This window comes from Spiroplasma endosymbiont of 'Nebria riversi' (assembly GCF_018831625.1).
Lineage (GTDB): Bacteria > Bacillota_I > Bacilli_A > Mycoplasmatales > Nriv7 > Nriv7.
Genome location: NZ_CP065193.1, coordinates 771,115 through 788,244 on the forward strand (window position 1 = coordinate 771,115; position 17,130 = coordinate 788,244).

Sequence of the window (17,130 nt, forward strand, 5' to 3'; positions counted from 1 at the left end):
TCTTTAACACTGTTAATGTAATTATTTTATTTGTAATTTTCTCATTTCATTACCATTAACAATTAAAACTTGTTCATTAGTTTTGGCGCCATATTTTCTAGCAATATTATTTAATAAACTATCATCATTAATTACTTTATTAATATTAATAACTAATTCTGGATAAACACCATACCAAATCCCAAAACTATTTCTAATTCTTTCATCAGTAACTAATGGAATTAATGTACTGCGAACACGAGCATTAGATAAAGTTTTAGTTAATAATTGATCATTGCTATCATCTAAAACAATAACTTGATGAATTCGTTTTTGCTTTTGAATTTTTTCACCAAGAACTTCTTTACCAACTTGATAAACAAAATCTTTAAAAGGTGACGTTGATCATTTAATAAATCTTTCTAAATAACCTTCATATCAAAAATGAATTTCTGCTTTTCTAACGACTCTCGTCATTGCTTCAATTGATTTTTCAGGATATTCACCATTAGCTGTTTCGCCAGATAACATTGTTGTATCCACACCTAAATCAACTGCTCAATAAATATCTGATACTTCAGCTCTTGTTGGTAAAGGATTAGATAACATCGACTCTAACATTTGCGTAGCGACAATTACTGGCACCATTGCTTTATTACATTTACGAATAACATGTTTTTGAATTAAAGGCACCTCAGCATAAGGTACATCAACACCTAAATCACCACGCGCAATCATAATACCATCACTATTAGCAATAATTTCATCAATGTTATCAACAGCATATCGTGATTCAATTTTGGCAATAATTTTAATATCAGTACCACCATTTCCATCTAACAATTGACGCATCTCTTGTAAATCTTTAGCATCATGAACAAAAGAAGCAGCTACATAATCTACTTTTTGTTCACATCCAAAAATAAGATCGGCACGATCTTTGTCGGAAATAAAAGGTAATGACAGTTTAATTCCTGAAACAATAATCGCACGATGATTTTTAACAAGATGAGTATTAACAGCACGACAAATAATTGACTTATCATCATCTTTATTATTAATTCCTAAAACAATTAACTGTAACTTACCATCATCTACTAATAATCTTTGTTCAACTTGAATATCATTAACAAGATTTTCATAATTAATTGAAAATTCCGTTTCCGTACCTTCAATTTCTTTATTCGTATAAATAATAACCCTGCTATCTTTACTTATTAACGCCTCGCCGCCTTTAAAAGAATGAGTTCTAATTTCTGGACCTTTAGTATCTAATATTAGTGATAGTGGCCTTTGTACTTGCTGAATAATAGATTTAGCAAATTCAACGCGCTTACCATGTTCTTCAAAATCACCGTGAGAAAAGTTTAAACGATATACATTTGCTCCCTTTTGTGCTAAACGAAGCATCAAATCTCTGGTTTCACTAGTCGGACCAATTGTCGTAATGGTTTTTACTCTTTTATTTATAAAAAGCATTTATTTTAATCCTCATTTCTATTTTTGTAAATAACAGTTTAATTTTAACATAAAAACATATTTTAAATTAATTTGTTAATTGTAAAGAAAGTAAATTCAATTATTTCTTTTATTAATTATATCAAATATTATTAATAAACAATAAAATTTAAAAAACAAGTCTTATTGTTCAATATCAATAAATAACCATTCATTTTTTTCTAATTTAAAAATGTCTGCATTGTAATTTCTAACCCTTGATTTAATAAGTCGTGATTTAAAACAACATAAATTTTATCATCAATTATCTTGTAAGATGAAATTCAAAATGAGTCCATTGAAAACTTATATGTTTTATTATCAATAATCATTAATTCCTTTTGTAAAATTTGCGAAATAATTTGAAAAATCTGAAACTTTTGATTACTACTATCTAATAATTCCTGATTTATATATGCTCCTTCCAATTTACTTTTAATATTATTAAAAAATTTAGTAATTAATGAAAATGATTGATTATTAATTTTTGAATTAAATAAATGCAATTTAAATGATAAATCAGTATTTTTTACTTTAATAACTCCATAACGAGTAACATCAAATATTCCTCATTCTAAGTAATTTAAATTATGAGTAATATCTTCTACTTTTAAATTTAACAATATATTATCATATTCATGATTTCAATCATCAAAATTAATTTTTAAATCGCCAAAAATATCCTAATTCTCAGTTAGAAACCTAGGAACAGAATTTTTAGATACTGTTGCTTGCTTCATTTTACTCAAAAAGCCACTAAAAATTCTTCGTAAAAAATCAAGTAATTTATTACTTTCAACAGTAGTAACATCAGTAACGCTTTCAAGTAATTCCGTCGCATTACCAAAAGATAATAATGGCATTGTTTTACTAACAGTAGATATTAGCGCTGATAACTTAGAAGTTTTTCATAAGTAATATCCTAATATTGCCATCCCTGCTAATGACAATCCCCCGGCAAGTCATTTTCAATATGTTGTTGATCACCGCAATCTTTGACCTTCATCACCCAATTCTTTCAAGACTCTCCTCATCAATTTTGACTCCTTCTGGATCTTCCCTTGGAGGGCGGGATGATTCAATAATATTGATTTTTAATTTAATTGGCTCTTGTTCTTTAAAATAATTAAAAATGGCATAAGCCTCATTTTCACTAATAGTGGTATGGCAACCCTTTTTTGGACACTTTTTATGTAGACTGTCATTTTCTAAATTCAACAGGCGTTAAATAATTTAAACTGCCATGTGTTCTAAGATTATTGTATCAATTAACAAAATCAAATAATTCGCATTTTAATTGTGTTAAATTTTCAAATTTTTTACCCTTGATAAATTCCGTTTTAAAAGTTTTGTAAGTTGTTTCAGCCACAGCATTGTCATAAGGACAACCCTTCGCACTCAATGATCTTTTAATATTAAAGGTTAGTAAAATTTTATCAATGATTTTATTTTTGAACGCATTACCACGATCAGTATGAAATAAAGTTATTTTATTTAATGGTCGTGTTATTTTATGAAAAGCTTGTTGAACTAGTTCAGCGGTTTTTTTGGTCCGGAACTATAGCCAATTATTTCTCGATTAAACAAGTCAATTAATAAACAAATATAATGTCATTTTCCTCCAACTTGCACATATGTTAAATCAATAACAACAACTTCATTAGGTTTTTTGTTATTAAATTGACGATTTAAAACATTACTAATTTGGTCATTATTAACCATTGTTTTATGATTACGATATTTTAATTTGGTTTATTTAGAAACCAAATTATTTTTGATCATAAGGAATCTGATTTTTCGACGTGATAAGATAATATCTTTTCTCATTAAAACAGCTTTAATTTTACGAGCACCATAAATTTTACGACTTTTATTAAATGCACTGATAACTTCTTCTTCATAATTATTAACATCGTACTTAACACAATTATTAGTTTGATAATAATATGTTGATTTTGCTATTTTTAATATTTGATACATTTTTAGTACGGAATATTTTTCTTTATTATTGTTAGTAACTCCTATTTTTTGCCAATTATCAGTGCTGCTTGCTTTAAAATGTCATTTTCCATTCGTAATTGTTGGTTTTCTTTTCGCAAGTAAATTAATTCATTTTCTTCGACAGTGCGATTATCTTGCACTTTAAATGACCCAAAATTATTAAAATTTTCAATTCACTGATATACGGCTGATTTTGAAACCCCGTATTCTTTAATAATTTCAACAATGCTTTTTCCGTTTTGATAAAGCATGACAATTTGTTTTTTAAATTCATTTGAATATGAGTTTTTCCCCATTTTTATCTTCCAATTTTCTTCTCAATTTTATTTTATTTGAAAGTCCAAATAAATATGGTCCAACTTATTGTAACCGATTCAATCTATTTGACTTCGCTCAATAACAAAACTTATAACTAATTGTCATATTAGTATTAGTTAATTTTCCAGCAATATGCTTATCAACCGCAATGACTTTAAAATTTAATTTTATTTGTTCAATATCTTCATCCATATCTAAAAAAGCAAATAATCATTACGAAATTTATAATATTCATCTTTAATAATATTAAGCATTTTGTAATTCTCTTTGTTAAGTTTTTTTATTCGTTGTTCGGTTTCATAACTAATAATTTTTTCTTTAAATTCATCTCAATTAAGATTCTGAGATAAATCTAAAAATTGATTGAAAAACAACTTAGGTATTGGGATTACTTGGTTAATTCAGCGCATTAAAAATAACTTATTTGGATCCACATCTAATATTCCTTTCTGATTACTATATAAAAAATAAAAATTAAAAGCACTTTAATTCTTAACTAAAAATTAAAGTGCTAATTTTTTTAAAGATAAATTAAGTTATCTTTAAAATTAAACAAACTTTTTTATTGCAGAGTACGCGCCTGAACTGCTATAGTTTTTTAAATAATTTTAAAAAACTGGCTATCTTTACCATTGGAGTAGACCAATCCAATTTTTAAATATAATTTATATAATTACTACTAAATTACACTTTTTATTATGTAATAAAATAATAAAAATATCAAGGGCAATAATTATCAAGCATATTATTTATTCAAGAATATAATGACCAACCCGCATGATGCGATCAGCAATAATTTCTAAATAATGATTCTCATTATCTTTATATTGAAATGATTGAATTCTAGCTTTAATAGCAATCACCGTATCAATTACTAAAAATGATACGATATCAGCAATTAAATTATTTCACACTTTAATAACAAGATAATCTTCATCATAATGACCTAATTTATTTTTAAAAGGTCGGGTTATATTAATAGTTAATCGTATCATTTTTGATGTTTTTTCACCAGTTTGATTATGAATAATTTCTGGTGGATTAACAATTATTCCTACTAAAACAAGATTATTTAACATTATATCATCTACCTTTCCTATTTTATTGTAAAAGAAGATAGCAGTGATTTTTAAGTTAAAAGATATTACTGTCGTATATTTATAATGTTAATATTGCCATACCAACGGCATATTCTTTTTCATGACTAATTGATAATCAACTATTATTTTCAAATCCAATCCATTGTAATTGCTTATTTACTAATTGAATATTAACTTCACAAAAAATTAAAACCTCATTAACATTATTTATTGCTTTATACAATGCTTCTTTTAATGCTCATCTCCCTGCTAAAAATTGTTTTTTTTCGGTTTCACTTTTAATTGTTTGTAAATAACTAACTTCTTCTAAATGTAATACTTTATTAATAAATGATTTTTTTAATTGCATTCGTTTAATGCTAACAATATCAATTCCCACACCTTTAATCATTTTTATTGCCATCCTTTTGAAATAATATTATTTAAATTATAACAAAGAAACAATTTATAAATAAAACTATTAATTAATATGATAGAGTTTCTATTTTGGTAGATTATGTTGTAAAAATGTGTTCCAATGTCTTAATTGGAATTCACGAGCTTCAAATTATCTTAAATTATATCATTTGTTTAATTTAAAATGGTGAAAAATAATTTTAATTTTGTCTAAAACTCTTGATAAAATAAAAAAAATCATCAACTTGATAATTTTAAAAGGCTTTTATGTAAAATTACTATTTTTACTTTAATTTTTTATACATTAAAATATAATACCGCTGTTTGTTGGTTTGGGGTCAAACCCTTATGTTGGTATTTTCATTTTCAGAGATTTAAATAATTTTGAATATTAGTAAAACCTAAACCATGATAATGAATTAAGGCTTCTTTAAGACTAGATTGTAATTTACTGATTTTATTTAATTTACGATAACTAGCTTCAGGATTAATTGTTGTTTTAGTTACACATAAAGTAGAATTTGTTTGTTTTGCTACTAAAAAATATAATTTTTGCATATCAGAAGTAATAATTGAATTTTGGTTAATTAATTCTTTGTTCATATTTTCAATAACTCATTGTTTTTGTAAACGTTTGGTGTTTGTGGATTTAACATAAATATTATTATTATTATTATCAACTGCCATTTGAATACAGCATTTAGTATTAGTTGCGAATGGGTCAAGGTGAATTCTTCGTGGATCAGTTTTATGTTTGAAATTTCCTTTATGAATTTCTTTAATAAATGTTTCATCGATTTGGATTTTACCAGATAATTTTTTAAATTTTAATTGGGTATTTTCTAATTGTTTTGATTTCATTAATTTTTGACGATTATATCAAGCAGTTTTTAATGTAGTTTTAATAAAACGAGAAATTGTTTTACTATATTGCCCCAGCAATGAAATTTGAATCAATAAATTTCATTGTTCATAATTTAAATGACTTCAATAAATAAAATGATTACGAGAAGCGTCAAAACTTGCACGGCAATTTTTACATAAATATTTTTGTTTTTCTTCTGAATTATGTCCATTTTTAACGCAATGGTAAGATTCACATTTAGGGCATTTAAATACTCTGTGCTCTAAATTTTTGATCAATTTCATTTAAACGTTTTTGTTTTTTTATTAATTCTGCTTGTTTTTTGACTTTTTCATAAAATTCTAAAAATTGATCATCTGTTAAAGTATTTACTAGTTCTTGAATTATTTTTTCCATAATTATTACCCACCTCTATCATATTAAAAATATACCTAAAATTAAGTATATTCAATAAATATCAAGAGTTTTCTACAAAATTAAAAAAAATAATCAAAATATGAATACAAAAAATATTACTTTCGTAATTAATAATAGATTTGTTAAGTTTTTAATTAAATTAGAAAAGAGTAAAGAATTTTTTAGATTATTTACCTTTTTTTGAACCATTTTTAGTAATAGGTAATTCGTACCTATTATCAATACCGACTTATTTTTGTGTTTTTTTGCGAATACTATTTAGTAGCTAATATCTCAAAATCCAATGTACCTCATTCAGTACCATTCACAATAAGCGTAAGTGAATGAATACCTGGATAATGCTTTCTTGTGCTTACATCTGCAAATGAATGTCTTTTTGTATAAGATTTCTTCGTGTTTGCGTTTAAAGATATCTCGGAGATTTGGAATATCTTACAATTTCGTTTACCATTTGCTTTTACATAATCAATAGCATATTCTAATCGTAACTTGATCGCTTTTTTTGATTCAATCTTAAAGGAAAAACTCATCTCCGCTCCAAAAAAATAGACTCAAAACTCAAAGAGAAATCATCCACATTCACACAATCAATATTTTTAAATCCGAATATGTCCAGTGTAACCCTTATTGCCTTTTTTTAGAATTGTTCTACAACCATGCTTTACAATCCAATCAGTACGGCTGTTTTTACCATACCATTCCCTTGCAATTTTTGTAACTAGATTAGGATGTGTTTTGGAAATATCATTTAAGTTATTGGCTACACTTTTGCGAACATATAGTGACGGATCATCTTTTAATTGTTCTAAAATATTAAAGATTGGGTAAGGGTTTTTTTTGAAACTTGCTAATGATTGGCCTCAAGGTAATTGCGGGCGGTAACCTCCGCTAGCAAGTCGTCGCACATGTTCATTCTCATGGTTAGACCAAGCGAACATTTGTTGCATCATACGCTTTTCATGATTTATGATAAATTGTCTCACTGCAAATTCAGAAGATGAGGATTTAGTATACCGTTCTAATGCAGTTATTGACAAATTCCAATGCCCTTCATTCTGCCCGTAGATTTCAACAAAATCAGGGAAGTACATTAAAGTAAAGTCATTTAACCCTACAGGATAATGAGCTATGATTTTATCAATAATTTCAAGTGCTTATTCATAATCACTTGGCAAATACCTTCCTAAATTCATAGTAATTTTCCTCATACGAGCTTTCAGTTCTAACTTATCTCATGTTTTTTCTATAATGTCATTAATAAAATTATCAATCTTAAACAAAGGATATACAGCTCTAATTCTCAAAGCCAAATCTTGAATTGACTGGTCATTATAACTGTTTTTTAATAGTTTGGGCATATATTTTGGACAGGTTACAATAAGTTGGACCATATTTATGTGGACTTTCAAATAAAATAAAATTATTAAGAAAGTAGGAAGATAAAAATGGGGAAAAACTCATATTCAAATGAATTTAAAAAACAAATTGTCATGCTTTATCAAAACGGAAAAAGCATTGTTGAAATTATTAAAGAATACGGAATTTCAAAATCAGCCGTATATCAGTGAATTGAAAATTTTAATAATTTTGGGTCATTTAAAGTGCAAGATAATTGCACTGTCGAAGAAAATGAATTAATTTACTTGCGAAAAGAAAACCAACAATTACGAATGGAAAATGACATTTTAAAGCAAGCAGCACTGATAATTGGTAAAAAATAGGAATTATTAACAATAATAAAGAAAAATATTCCGTGCTAAAAATGTGTCAAATATTAAAAATAGCAAAATCAACATATTATTATCAAACTAATAATTTTGTTAATTATGATGTTAATAACCATGAAGAAGAAGTTATCAGTGCATTTAATAAAAGTCGTAAAATTTAAGGTGCTCGTAAAATTAAAGCTGTTTTAATGAGAAAAGATATTATCTTATCACGTTGAAAAATCAGATTCCTTATGATCAAAAATAATTTGGTTTCTAAATACACCAAATTAAAATATCGTAATCATAAAACAATGGTTAATAATGACCAAATTAGTAATGTTTTAAATCGTCAATTTAATAACAAAAAACCTAATGAAGTTGTTGTTAGTGATTTAACATATGTGCAAGTTGGAGTAAAATGACATTATATTTGTTTATTAATTGACTTGTTTAATCGAGAAATAATTGGCTATAGTGCCGAACCAAACAAAACCGCTGAACTAGTTCAACAAGCTTTTCATAAAATAACATGACCATTAAATAAAATAACTTTATTTCATACTGATCGTGGTAATGAGTTCAAAAATAAAATCATTGATGAAATTTTAATAACCTTTAATATTAAAAGATCATTGAGTGCGAAGGGTTGTCCTTATGACAATGCTGTGGCTGAAACAACTTACAAAACTTTTAAAACGGAATTTATCAAGGGTAAAAAATTTGAAAATTTAACATAATTAAAATGAGAATTATTTGATTTTGTTAATTTATAAAATAACATTAGAATACATGTTGGTTTAAATTATTTAACGCCTGTTAAATTTAGAAAATGACAGTCGACATAAAAATTGCCCAAAAAAGGGCCGCCATACCAATTTAGAATACTTAAAAATGGATAAATTTAGCAAATTTTTAAGAAAAATGAAAGAAAAGGAATAATAAAAAATGGAAAATCTCGCAAAAATGACCGACTTCCTGGCTCAAATGCTTTATAAGGTTTTTAACTTAATTTGAAGTCTTGAAGTACCAGGAACGAATGTTCAACTAATATTTCCTCTATTTTTAACACTAACTGTAGAATTTATTATTGCAATTATTCTTGGATTTTGTAGTCAACAAGTTAATTTAGAAAAACAACGCCAATATGCTGTTAAAAATAAGGGGCATTTAAGTGCGTGAGGAAAAGCTAAAAAACAAATAAAACCAATAAAAACAAAACAAGGTAACTAACAATGTTTAAACTAATTATTATTTTTATCTTAATAACTGTTCTCGGGTTATTAGCTGGTAGTCATTTTGAAACTTTAACGAATTATATTAGCGAAGGCCTTGCCAATTTCCAAAAATTTATTACTAGCAATTTAACAATTTTAGAACTATTTAAACCAATGGCTCGAACATTTTCACAACATCCAATCTTCACCATTCTTGGTGTTACTTGTGTACTTATTGCTTTATTTATTGTATTTGGTATGGCGACGCTTTTTTGGACACTTTTTATGTAGACTGTCATTTTCTAAATTCAACAGGCGTTAAATAATTTAAACTGCCATGTATTCTAAGATTATTGTATCAATTAACAAAATCAAATAATTCGCATTTTAATTATGTTGAATTTTCAAATTTTTTACCCTTGATAAATCCCGTTTTAAAAGTTTTGTAAGTTGTTTCAGCCACAGCATTGTCATAAGGACAACCCTTCGCACTCAATGATCTTTTAATATTAAAGGTTATTAAAATTTCATCAATGATTTTATTTTTGAACTCATTACCACGATCATTATGAAATAAAGTTATTTTATTTAATGGTCGTGTTATTTTATGAAAAGCTTGTTGAACTAGTTCAGCGGTTTTGTTTGGTCTGGCACTATAGCCAATTATTTCTCGATTAAACAAGTCAATTAATAAACAAATATAATGTCATTTTACTCCAACTTGCACATATGTTAAATCACTAACAACAACTTCATTAGTTTTTTGTTATTAAATTGACGATTTAAAACATTACTAATTTGGTCATTATTAACCATTGTTTTATGATTACGATATTTTAATTTGGTGTATTTAGAAACCAAATTATTTTTGATCATAAGGAATCTGATTTTTCGACGTGATAAGATAATATCTTTTCTCATTAAAACAGCTTTAATTTTACGAGCACCATAAATTTTACGATTTTTATTAAATGCACCGATAACTTCTTCTTCATAATTATTAACATCATACTTAACACAATTATTAGTTTGATAATAATATGTTGATTTTGCTATTTTTAATATTTGACACATTTTTAGCACGGAATATTTTTCTTTATTATTGTTAATAATTCCTATTTTTTGCCAATTATCAGTGTTGCTTGCTTTAAAATGTCATTTTCCATTCGTAATTGTTGGTTTTCTTTTCGCAAGTAAATTAATTCATTTTCTTCGACAGTGTGGTTATCTTGCGATTTAAATGATCCAAAATTATTAAAATTTTCAATTCAATGATATACGGCTGATTTTGAAACCCCGTATTCTTTAATAATTTCAACAATGCTTTTTCAGTTTTGATAAAGCATGACAATTTGTTTTTTAAATTCATTTGAATATGAGTTTTTCCCCATTTTTATCTTCCTACTTTCTTAATAATTTTATTTTATTTGAAAGTCCACATAAATATGGTCCAACTTATTGTAACCTATCCAAAATACAAACATGCTCGTAGAGAATTAGAAAACAAACGAGGTCATTTTTTAATGTTAAAAGTTGGTAAACGAATAAGTACAATGGATTATTGTAATTTATTAATTATGACAAAATAATTGTTTGTGGCGATGGTGATGTTTGAATTAGAGAAATTGCCAATAGTTTTGGTAATGTTAGATATATTTTAGATGGTTACCACGCTATTAAAAAATTAAAACAAACGGCATTTAATATTATTTTTGAAAATCGCAAAATAGCATTAAATAGTTGAATTAAATTATATAAGGATGGCGCAATCATCAAGAATTAATCAAAAACATTCGTAATATTGCTAAAAATGAATTAAATAAAGATATTAAAACAAATTTAAGGAAGGCGAGTAATTATTTCAGTAATAATAAGCATGGCATTCATCATCAAAATTTAGAATGAAATATCGGTTGTAGCATTGAAAGTGATGTATCTCATTTAGTAAAACAACAATTAGGATATGGGGCAAAAATATATAATCATAAGAATTTAAATAACCTATTACATTTAAGAATGGCAAATTTAAACAAATTAAATGTATTACATTACATTAATGAAAGTATTAATTCAGAAATAAAAATCATAAAAGAAATATATAAAAATTCATTATGAAATAAATATAATAATAAAAATGATGATATTTGAATTAACTATAAAGGTAATGCTATAACAAATAAATATAATAGATTTAAGTAAGTAAAAATATTAGTTAAAATTTAATAAAATTAATAATTTTTCATTGTGTAAAAATTCAATAATATGATAAAATGGTAACGAATAAAAATGAAAATAACAAGAAAGGCAGGGTTAGTTTAGTAATTAAATAATATAATTAGCTGATTGTTTTATTTCTTCAAAGCAATACCTAAGAAAACTAAACGCGACCCAATCATAATAAAGTTATTTTACAACCACTTTTTGCTAATATTAGTTCAACTAAAATTCGCCAAGAAATCATAACAACAATTGATTCTAAAGTTTTAGCATATATTAATGATAATTTACTTTATATTGCTGATCGTTTGTTATTACATATGGATAAAACTCGTTATCTTCATTGTTTAAATGTAGGAACAATGGCAAAACAATTAGCGAATCATTATCAAGTTAATTGTTTAAAAGCCGAAATAGCAGGCGTTTATCACGATATAACTAAACAATGAGAAGATGCTCAACATCAGCAATATTTACAACAGTATTTACCACAATTTTTAAGTGAAACCGTACCAACTTGACATTCAAAAACAGGAACATTATGTTTAGAACATCATTTAGGTTTTAATGATAAAGAAATTATCCTCATATTGATAATTTGCGAAAATTAGCATTTACTAATCTTGATGAAGCTTTTAAAAAAATTTTTTATTATCATTATTTAGAAGTATTTAATAAAAATGGTATTGATAATATTGGTCAAGAAATTGAAAAAGTTTTTTAATTTTGTAGAAAATTCTTTTAATTTTGTAGAAAAATCTTGATATTTACTGAATATACCTAATTTTAGGTATATTTTTAATATGATAGAGGTGGATAATAATTATGGAAAAAATAATTCAAGAACTAGTAAATACTTTAACAGATGATCAATTTTTAGAATTTTATGAAAAAGTCAAACAACAAGCAGAATTAATAAAAAAAAAACGTTTAAATGAAATTGATCAAAAATTTAGAGCACAAGGTATTAAATTCCCTAAATGTGAATTTTACCATCGCGTTAAAAATGGACATAATTCAGAAGGAAAACAAAAATATTTATGTAAAAATTGCCGTGCAAGTTTTGACGCTTTTCGTAATCATTTTATTTATTGAAGTCATTTAAATTATGAACAATGAAATTTATTGATTCAAATTTCATTGCTGGGGCAATCTAGTAAAACAATTTCTCGTTTTATTAAAATTACATTAAAAACTGCTTGATATAATCGTCAAAAATTAATGAAATCAAAACAATTAGAAAATACCCAATTAAAATTTAAAAAATTATCTGGTAAAATCCAAATCAATGAAACATTTATTAAAGAAATTCATAAAGGAAATTTCAAACATAAAACTGATCCACGAAGAATTCGCCTTGACCCATTCGCAACTAATACTAAATGCTGTATTCAAATGGCAGTTGATAATAATAACAATATTTATGTTAAATCCACAAACACCAAACGTTTACAAAAACAATGAGTTATTGAAAATATGAACAAAGAATTAATTAACCAAAATTCAATTATTACTTCTGATATGCAAAAATTATATTTTTTAGTAGAAAAACAAACAAATTCTACTTTATGTGTAACTAAAACAACAATTAATCCTGAAGCTAGTTATCGTAACTTAAATAAAATCAGTAAATTACAATCTAGTCTTAAAGAAGCCTTAATTCATTATTATGGTTTAGGTTTTACTAATATTCAAAATTATTTAAATCTCTGAAAATGAAAATACCAACATAAGGGTTTAACTCCAAACCAACAAACAGCGGTATTATATTTTAATGTATAAAAAATTAAAGTAAAAATAGTAATTTTATATAAAAGTCTTTTAAAATTATCAAGTTGATGATTTTTTTTATTTTATCAAGAGTTTTCGACAAAATTAAAAGAAAATTTTTTATGTAATATACCACAGACTTATGACAAGCACAAGAGGTTTTTTAAAAAAGGGATGATAAATTATCAAATAATGCAGGAAATTTTTAAAAAATGTTTTATAATTGAATTCCAAGGTAAAGAAATTGCAGAGCAAGATTTAGAGAAAGGAAAAGGTGTTATTAATTTTATTAATTAGTAAAAATTTACAAAAAGAGGTTAATTAATATGAAAAAATTACTAGGAATTTTAGGAACAATAATAATATCAGGAAGCGGAATGACAGGGATTGTTGCTAACAGTCCAATACCAGCAAAACAAAAAAACCAAATAAAAACAGGTGAAGAAAATATAAATATGGAAATTACTGTTAGTGGAAAAAATTACACTGAAGCAAATAAAGAAGAATTAATTATTTTAGTCACATTTATGTCAGAACTAATAAAAGAAAAAGAAAAAATAATTAGAGAAGCAAAAAAACTAATTGAATTACAAAAAGCACTTATTACATATTACGAAAAAAAATAAACAAAAAAGTGATTTATTTTTAATTTGATAAAAAACAGTTTTGATTTTATCAAAATATTCACAAGTTATTTTCTTGAAAATTCTTGTAATACTTGAAATGGAGTTTTAGTGTTTAATGATGAATGACGGCGTTCAAAGTTGTAAAAATAATAATATTTGTTTAAATAATGTTGGAGTTCATCTTGATTTAATTTTTTATCCTTAGCATAAAATAATTTGGTATAATGTTGATGGAATCGTTCAATTTTGCCATTTGATTGTGGTGAGCGAATCGGCGTGGTTTCGTGAACAATTCCGTTCCTCGAAAGAAAGGTTGTAAAAGGCCTTTCTTTTACTTTGTATAATTTTTTATTATTTCAGTTAGTGGTAGTAAATTCGGGAGCATTGTCATTACGAAGGCGTTTAATTTTTATACCAATTTCGCCAAAATCTTTCATTGCTCTTTGCGTGGCATTAATCGCATTATTAGTTCCTAAACTATCATAAACATAAACAAATACTATGCGTGTCATTTCGTCAATAAAATCATAAATGTAATATTTTTTATCAACCGGAAAATTTGATGTGGTAATAATTTTGGCATCCATTTGTAAAAGACCAATCTCGGAGACTTCATACCGCTTAAAATGGCGTTTCGTTTGTTTGATTTGTTGTTTTAATTCTTTTCAACGAGGGTCATTTTTAATTCAACGATAAAAAGTTTTGATATTTTTCGGAACTTCTGAATTTGCGACATCGTGAAAACCGGTTTTTAAATTGTTAAATAAAGACCACATTCCGCTAGCTTGAAGATTTTTGTAATCAAAATATAAATCACATACTTTTTCGCGAGAATTTAAACTATATTGATAATTAAGATTTTGTGGTTTTGTAGTTTTAAACAATAACAAATCTAAATTGTCAGAATAATAAGCGGTCATAATTTTTTCTGCCCAACGATAAAAGGTTTTCGTTGCATTCTTAAAATATTTTTTAATAAGTTTTGTTAAAGTGATTTCTTCAATATAGAAATAAGTACATAAATTTAAATAGGCAGTAATGCGTTTTTTAGTTTTATAGTAATAAGGATTACGACAACTGGCACTTAATCAACTTTGTGCTTTTGCTTTTAAATCTGTTAAATCGGCTTAAGAAATAATATATTTCATTTTTAAACTCCTTAAATTAAGAAAATCGCATTACAAAAAATACGATTTTCAAAAATATTTATTAAATTACTAAATTAATGAGGCATTTCCATCGAAAATGAAGTTATTCAAAAATTACCTGAATTATAACCAGGAATACTAGCAATTGTTATTTTAACATTAACGATTTTATCAATACTATAAGTTTTATTTTTTAAAACTCCATTTTTTTTATAAAAATCAAAAACACTAGAAATAATATTACCATTACCGTCGTTATAAACAATATAGAAATCAGAATATCCAGTATCAGAGGGTAATTGATTTTTAACACTATTAATTTGTAATCAACCCGTTAAATAGTTACTAACACTTGTATTAACAAAAGAACTATTTAAAATCTCAGCAAACTCCAAATTATATTTTTCTTCAATTTTACTATTAGTAGAATTACATGCAGAAACTAACATTATATTTGCTAAACTTAACGCAATTAAAAATTTTTTATACATCAAAACTTCTCCTTTCAAAAAGAAACTATATTACACATAATAAATTTAAAGCTTATAAAAATTTTCACATAACAAAACTTCTCCTTTCAAAGGAATTATATTATAAAAAATAATGGCAATATTTAAGAGAACTTTTTTAATATCATTAGTAAGAGTGCTAATGACACTACAAATTCAAATAACATCTGAAATGCCGGAATAACTTCAAACACCGGAAAGGCAGTTTTCGTAAAATTAATTGTTTTTTTGACAATATCTGCAAGGGGGCGAATTAAAAGATTAATCCCTGAAAGACCAAGTAATCAATTTAACATTCTAACAGAAGAGTGCTGAATACCACACGATATTGCACTAAATAAACCTCAATAAGAACAGTTAGGTGTTGGGATTAAGTCATGCATATTACCACTTACTCCGCCACCAATAAAAGCTGTTGAATTCAAAATGTTAAAATCGTATAAAGAATAATGATATTCAATGCTTTCATTTTTCTTTTTATATAGCGGAAAAGTTAGCGTAAAAATATTAATCCCATACATTACATCGACTTTAGCATTATAAAAATGCAATTTATTATTATTAACATTCCATAATTGGTTATCATAGGCTTTTAACACATTAAAATCTATTTGATAAGAACTTTTACCAATATTAAAACCATTGGCAATTTGTTTATCTTTAACAAAGAAATAAGAACGGAAAATCCTATTCTTACTATTTTCGATTGTTGAACCAAAGTTAATTAAATACTGTTTGGGATAAAAAGTAATTAATGAGCGATAGAAAAACCCCGTTTGTAAAACATTTTTAGGAATTTCTTGCATTCCGTTATAACTTAACCCTACATAAGCATAAGCATCCATATCAAAACTCGCATAAAAGAATTGTTTAAAAAAACCACCTAAAACTTTATAAATTTTATCAAATAAACTGAAATAATACTGATTCGATAAATCCTTTAAATAAAAAAACATAAAATCTTTAAAATCAGTCTTTAATTTGTTATCATAGCGTAAAAAATAAAAAGTATTACCATAATAATTAATTTGTCCAAAAAAAACATTAATAAAATCTTCAGTTCAACCATCAAGTAAAATAAACTTAATTAATTGTTCATCATTCAAATAAAAAGTAACCGCCCCTAAAGAAATTTCAATTCTAAAAACATCGCTAAAACCAGAAAATTCTAAGCTATCAAAAAAATATAACGAGTTTTCAGGTTCAAAACTACGAATTAAAGTAAATTTACTATTTTGTTTAAAACCATTTAATTCAATTGACATTTCACTAATATATTTAAAATTATTATCAAAGAAATTAAAAATGGGTACTCAATATAAATAACTATAATTAAATTTATCAAAATCTCGCCGTTGTGTCAT

20 protein-coding genes and 4 pseudogenes are annotated in these 17,130 nt (G+C 25.5%); 9 read left to right on the forward strand and 15 right to left on the reverse strand.

All coding sequences use genetic code 4. The annotated features are described in order from the left end of the window. Positions 1 to 21: 21 nt before the first annotated feature. The 11 genes and pseudogenes from pyk to I5Q57_RS09905 form a co-directional block, all read right to left on the reverse strand. Positions 22 to 1,458 (reverse strand): pyruvate kinase, encoded by a 1,437-nt coding sequence (pyk, locus tag I5Q57_RS04975; RefSeq protein ID WP_215825498.1) that lies wholly within the window; start codon positions 1,456 to 1,458, stop codon positions 22 to 24. 200 nt (positions 1,459 to 1,658) lie between these two features. Next, complete coding sequence (locus tag I5Q57_RS04980; RefSeq protein ID WP_215825499.1) at positions 1,659 to 2,099, reverse strand: hypothetical protein; 441 nt, start codon at positions 2,097 to 2,099, stop codon at positions 1,659 to 1,661. A 60-nt stretch (positions 2,100 to 2,159) separates the two neighbouring features. Further along, complete coding sequence (locus tag I5Q57_RS04985; protein WP_215825500.1) at positions 2,160 to 2,498, reverse strand: hypothetical protein; 339 nt, start codon at positions 2,496 to 2,498, stop codon at positions 2,160 to 2,162. 167 nt (positions 2,499 to 2,665) lie between these two features. Beyond that, a pseudogene (locus I5Q57_RS04990) lies at positions 2,666 to 3,773 on the reverse strand (IS3 family transposase). Positions 3,774 to 3,837: 64 nt separating this feature from the next. Next, positions 3,838 to 3,987, reverse strand: coding sequence for a hypothetical protein (locus I5Q57_RS04995; protein ID WP_215825501.1), 150 nt, complete (start codon positions 3,985 to 3,987; stop codon positions 3,838 to 3,840). 2 nt (positions 3,988 to 3,989) lie between these two features. After that, the gene (locus tag I5Q57_RS05000) at positions 3,990 to 4,205 is read right to left on the reverse strand and encodes a hypothetical protein (protein WP_215825502.1); all 216 of its coding nucleotides are present in this window, start codon (positions 4,203 to 4,205) and stop codon (positions 3,990 to 3,992) included. 339 nt (positions 4,206 to 4,544) lie between these two features. Then, the gene (locus I5Q57_RS05005) at positions 4,545 to 4,874 is read right to left on the reverse strand and encodes a single-stranded DNA-binding protein (protein ID WP_215825503.1); all 330 of its coding nucleotides are present in this window, start codon (positions 4,872 to 4,874) and stop codon (positions 4,545 to 4,547) included. Positions 4,875 to 4,953: 79 nt separating this feature from the next. Next, the gene (locus I5Q57_RS05010; protein WP_215825504.1) at positions 4,954 to 5,286 is read right to left on the reverse strand and encodes a 4'-phosphopantetheinyl transferase superfamily protein; all 333 of its coding nucleotides are present in this window, start codon (positions 5,284 to 5,286) and stop codon (positions 4,954 to 4,956) included. 302 nt (positions 5,287 to 5,588) lie between these two features. Then, positions 5,589 to 6,440: an IS1/IS1595 family N-terminal zinc-binding domain-containing protein gene (locus tag I5Q57_RS05015; protein ID WP_215825505.1), complete on the reverse strand. Its 852-nt coding sequence runs from the start codon at positions 6,438 to 6,440 to the stop codon at positions 5,589 to 5,591. Further along, positions 6,403 to 6,552 (reverse strand): hypothetical protein, encoded by a 150-nt coding sequence (locus tag I5Q57_RS05020; protein WP_215825506.1) that lies wholly within the window; start codon positions 6,550 to 6,552, stop codon positions 6,403 to 6,405. The genes I5Q57_RS05015 and I5Q57_RS05020 overlap by 38 nt, the downstream gene beginning before the upstream one ends. Before the next feature lie 275 nt (positions 6,553 to 6,827). Then, positions 6,828 to 7,931: pseudogene (locus I5Q57_RS09905) on the reverse strand (DNA alkylation repair protein). Between the two features lie 87 nt (positions 7,932 to 8,018). Between I5Q57_RS09905 and I5Q57_RS09410 the strand changes: the two are divergent. The 3 genes and pseudogenes from I5Q57_RS09410 to I5Q57_RS05050 form a co-directional block, all read left to right on the forward strand. After that, positions 8,019 to 9,052, forward strand: a pseudogene (locus I5Q57_RS09410) (IS3 family transposase); the annotation flags it as partial. 175 nt (positions 9,053 to 9,227) lie between these two features. Further along, complete coding sequence (locus I5Q57_RS05045; protein ID WP_215825511.1) at positions 9,228 to 9,512, forward strand: hypothetical protein; 285 nt, start codon at positions 9,228 to 9,230, stop codon at positions 9,510 to 9,512. Between the two features lie 2 nt (positions 9,513 to 9,514). Next, positions 9,515 to 9,787 carry a hypothetical protein gene (locus tag I5Q57_RS05050; RefSeq protein WP_215825512.1) on the forward strand — a complete coding sequence of 91 codons (273 nt, stop codon included), beginning with the start codon at positions 9,515 to 9,517 and terminating at the stop codon, positions 9,785 to 9,787. Here I5Q57_RS05050 and I5Q57_RS05055 read toward each other — a convergent pair. Further along, a pseudogene (locus tag I5Q57_RS05055) lies at positions 9,780 to 10,887 on the reverse strand (IS3 family transposase). The gene I5Q57_RS05050 and the pseudogene I5Q57_RS05055 overlap by 8 nt on opposite strands. A gap of 54 nt (positions 10,888 to 10,941) precedes the next feature. On the opposite strand from I5Q57_RS05055, the gene I5Q57_RS05060 reads away from it, so the two are divergent. The 6 genes from I5Q57_RS05060 (at position 10,942) to I5Q57_RS05080 (ending at position 14,109) form a co-directional block, all read left to right on the forward strand. After that, a complete protein-coding gene (locus I5Q57_RS05060; protein ID WP_215825513.1) occupies positions 10,942 to 11,085 on the forward strand; it encodes a hypothetical protein in 144 nt (47 codons plus the stop codon). 427 nt (positions 11,086 to 11,512) lie between these two features. Beyond that, complete coding sequence (locus tag I5Q57_RS05065; RefSeq protein ID WP_215825514.1) at positions 11,513 to 11,695, forward strand: hypothetical protein; 183 nt, start codon at positions 11,513 to 11,515, stop codon at positions 11,693 to 11,695. A gap of 338 nt (positions 11,696 to 12,033) precedes the next feature. Next, complete coding sequence (locus I5Q57_RS05070; RefSeq protein ID WP_215825515.1) at positions 12,034 to 12,324, forward strand: HDIG domain-containing metalloprotein; 291 nt, start codon at positions 12,034 to 12,036, stop codon at positions 12,322 to 12,324. Further along, complete coding sequence (locus I5Q57_RS09685; protein ID WP_256444873.1) at positions 12,312 to 12,437, forward strand: hypothetical protein; 126 nt, start codon at positions 12,312 to 12,314, stop codon at positions 12,435 to 12,437. Before I5Q57_RS05070 ends, I5Q57_RS09685 begins: the two co-directional genes overlap by 13 nt. A 101-nt stretch (positions 12,438 to 12,538) precedes the next feature. Further along, positions 12,539 to 13,495 (forward strand): IS1/IS1595 family N-terminal zinc-binding domain-containing protein, encoded by a 957-nt coding sequence (locus I5Q57_RS05075; RefSeq protein WP_215825516.1) that lies wholly within the window; start codon positions 12,539 to 12,541, stop codon positions 13,493 to 13,495. A gap of 314 nt (positions 13,496 to 13,809) precedes the next feature. Further along, on the forward strand, positions 13,810 to 14,109 hold the full coding sequence (locus I5Q57_RS05080; protein WP_215825517.1) for a hypothetical protein: 300 nt from the start codon (positions 13,810 to 13,812) through the stop codon (positions 14,107 to 14,109). Positions 14,110 to 14,174: 65 nt separating this feature from the next. Here I5Q57_RS05080 and I5Q57_RS05085 read toward each other — a convergent pair whose 3' ends face one another. From I5Q57_RS05085 to I5Q57_RS05095, 3 genes are all read right to left on the reverse strand, one after another. Then, positions 14,175 to 15,029, reverse strand: coding sequence for an integrase core domain-containing protein (locus tag I5Q57_RS05085; RefSeq protein WP_215825518.1), 855 nt, complete (start codon positions 15,027 to 15,029; stop codon positions 14,175 to 14,177). Between the two features lie 302 nt (positions 15,030 to 15,331). After that, positions 15,332 to 15,748, reverse strand: coding sequence for a hypothetical protein (locus I5Q57_RS05090; protein ID WP_215825519.1), 417 nt, complete (start codon positions 15,746 to 15,748; stop codon positions 15,332 to 15,334). A 122-nt stretch (positions 15,749 to 15,870) separates the two neighbouring features. Beyond that, positions 15,871 to 17,130, reverse strand: a complete 1,260-nt coding sequence (locus I5Q57_RS05095) for a hypothetical protein (RefSeq protein ID WP_215825520.1) — start codon at positions 17,128 to 17,130, stop codon at positions 15,871 to 15,873.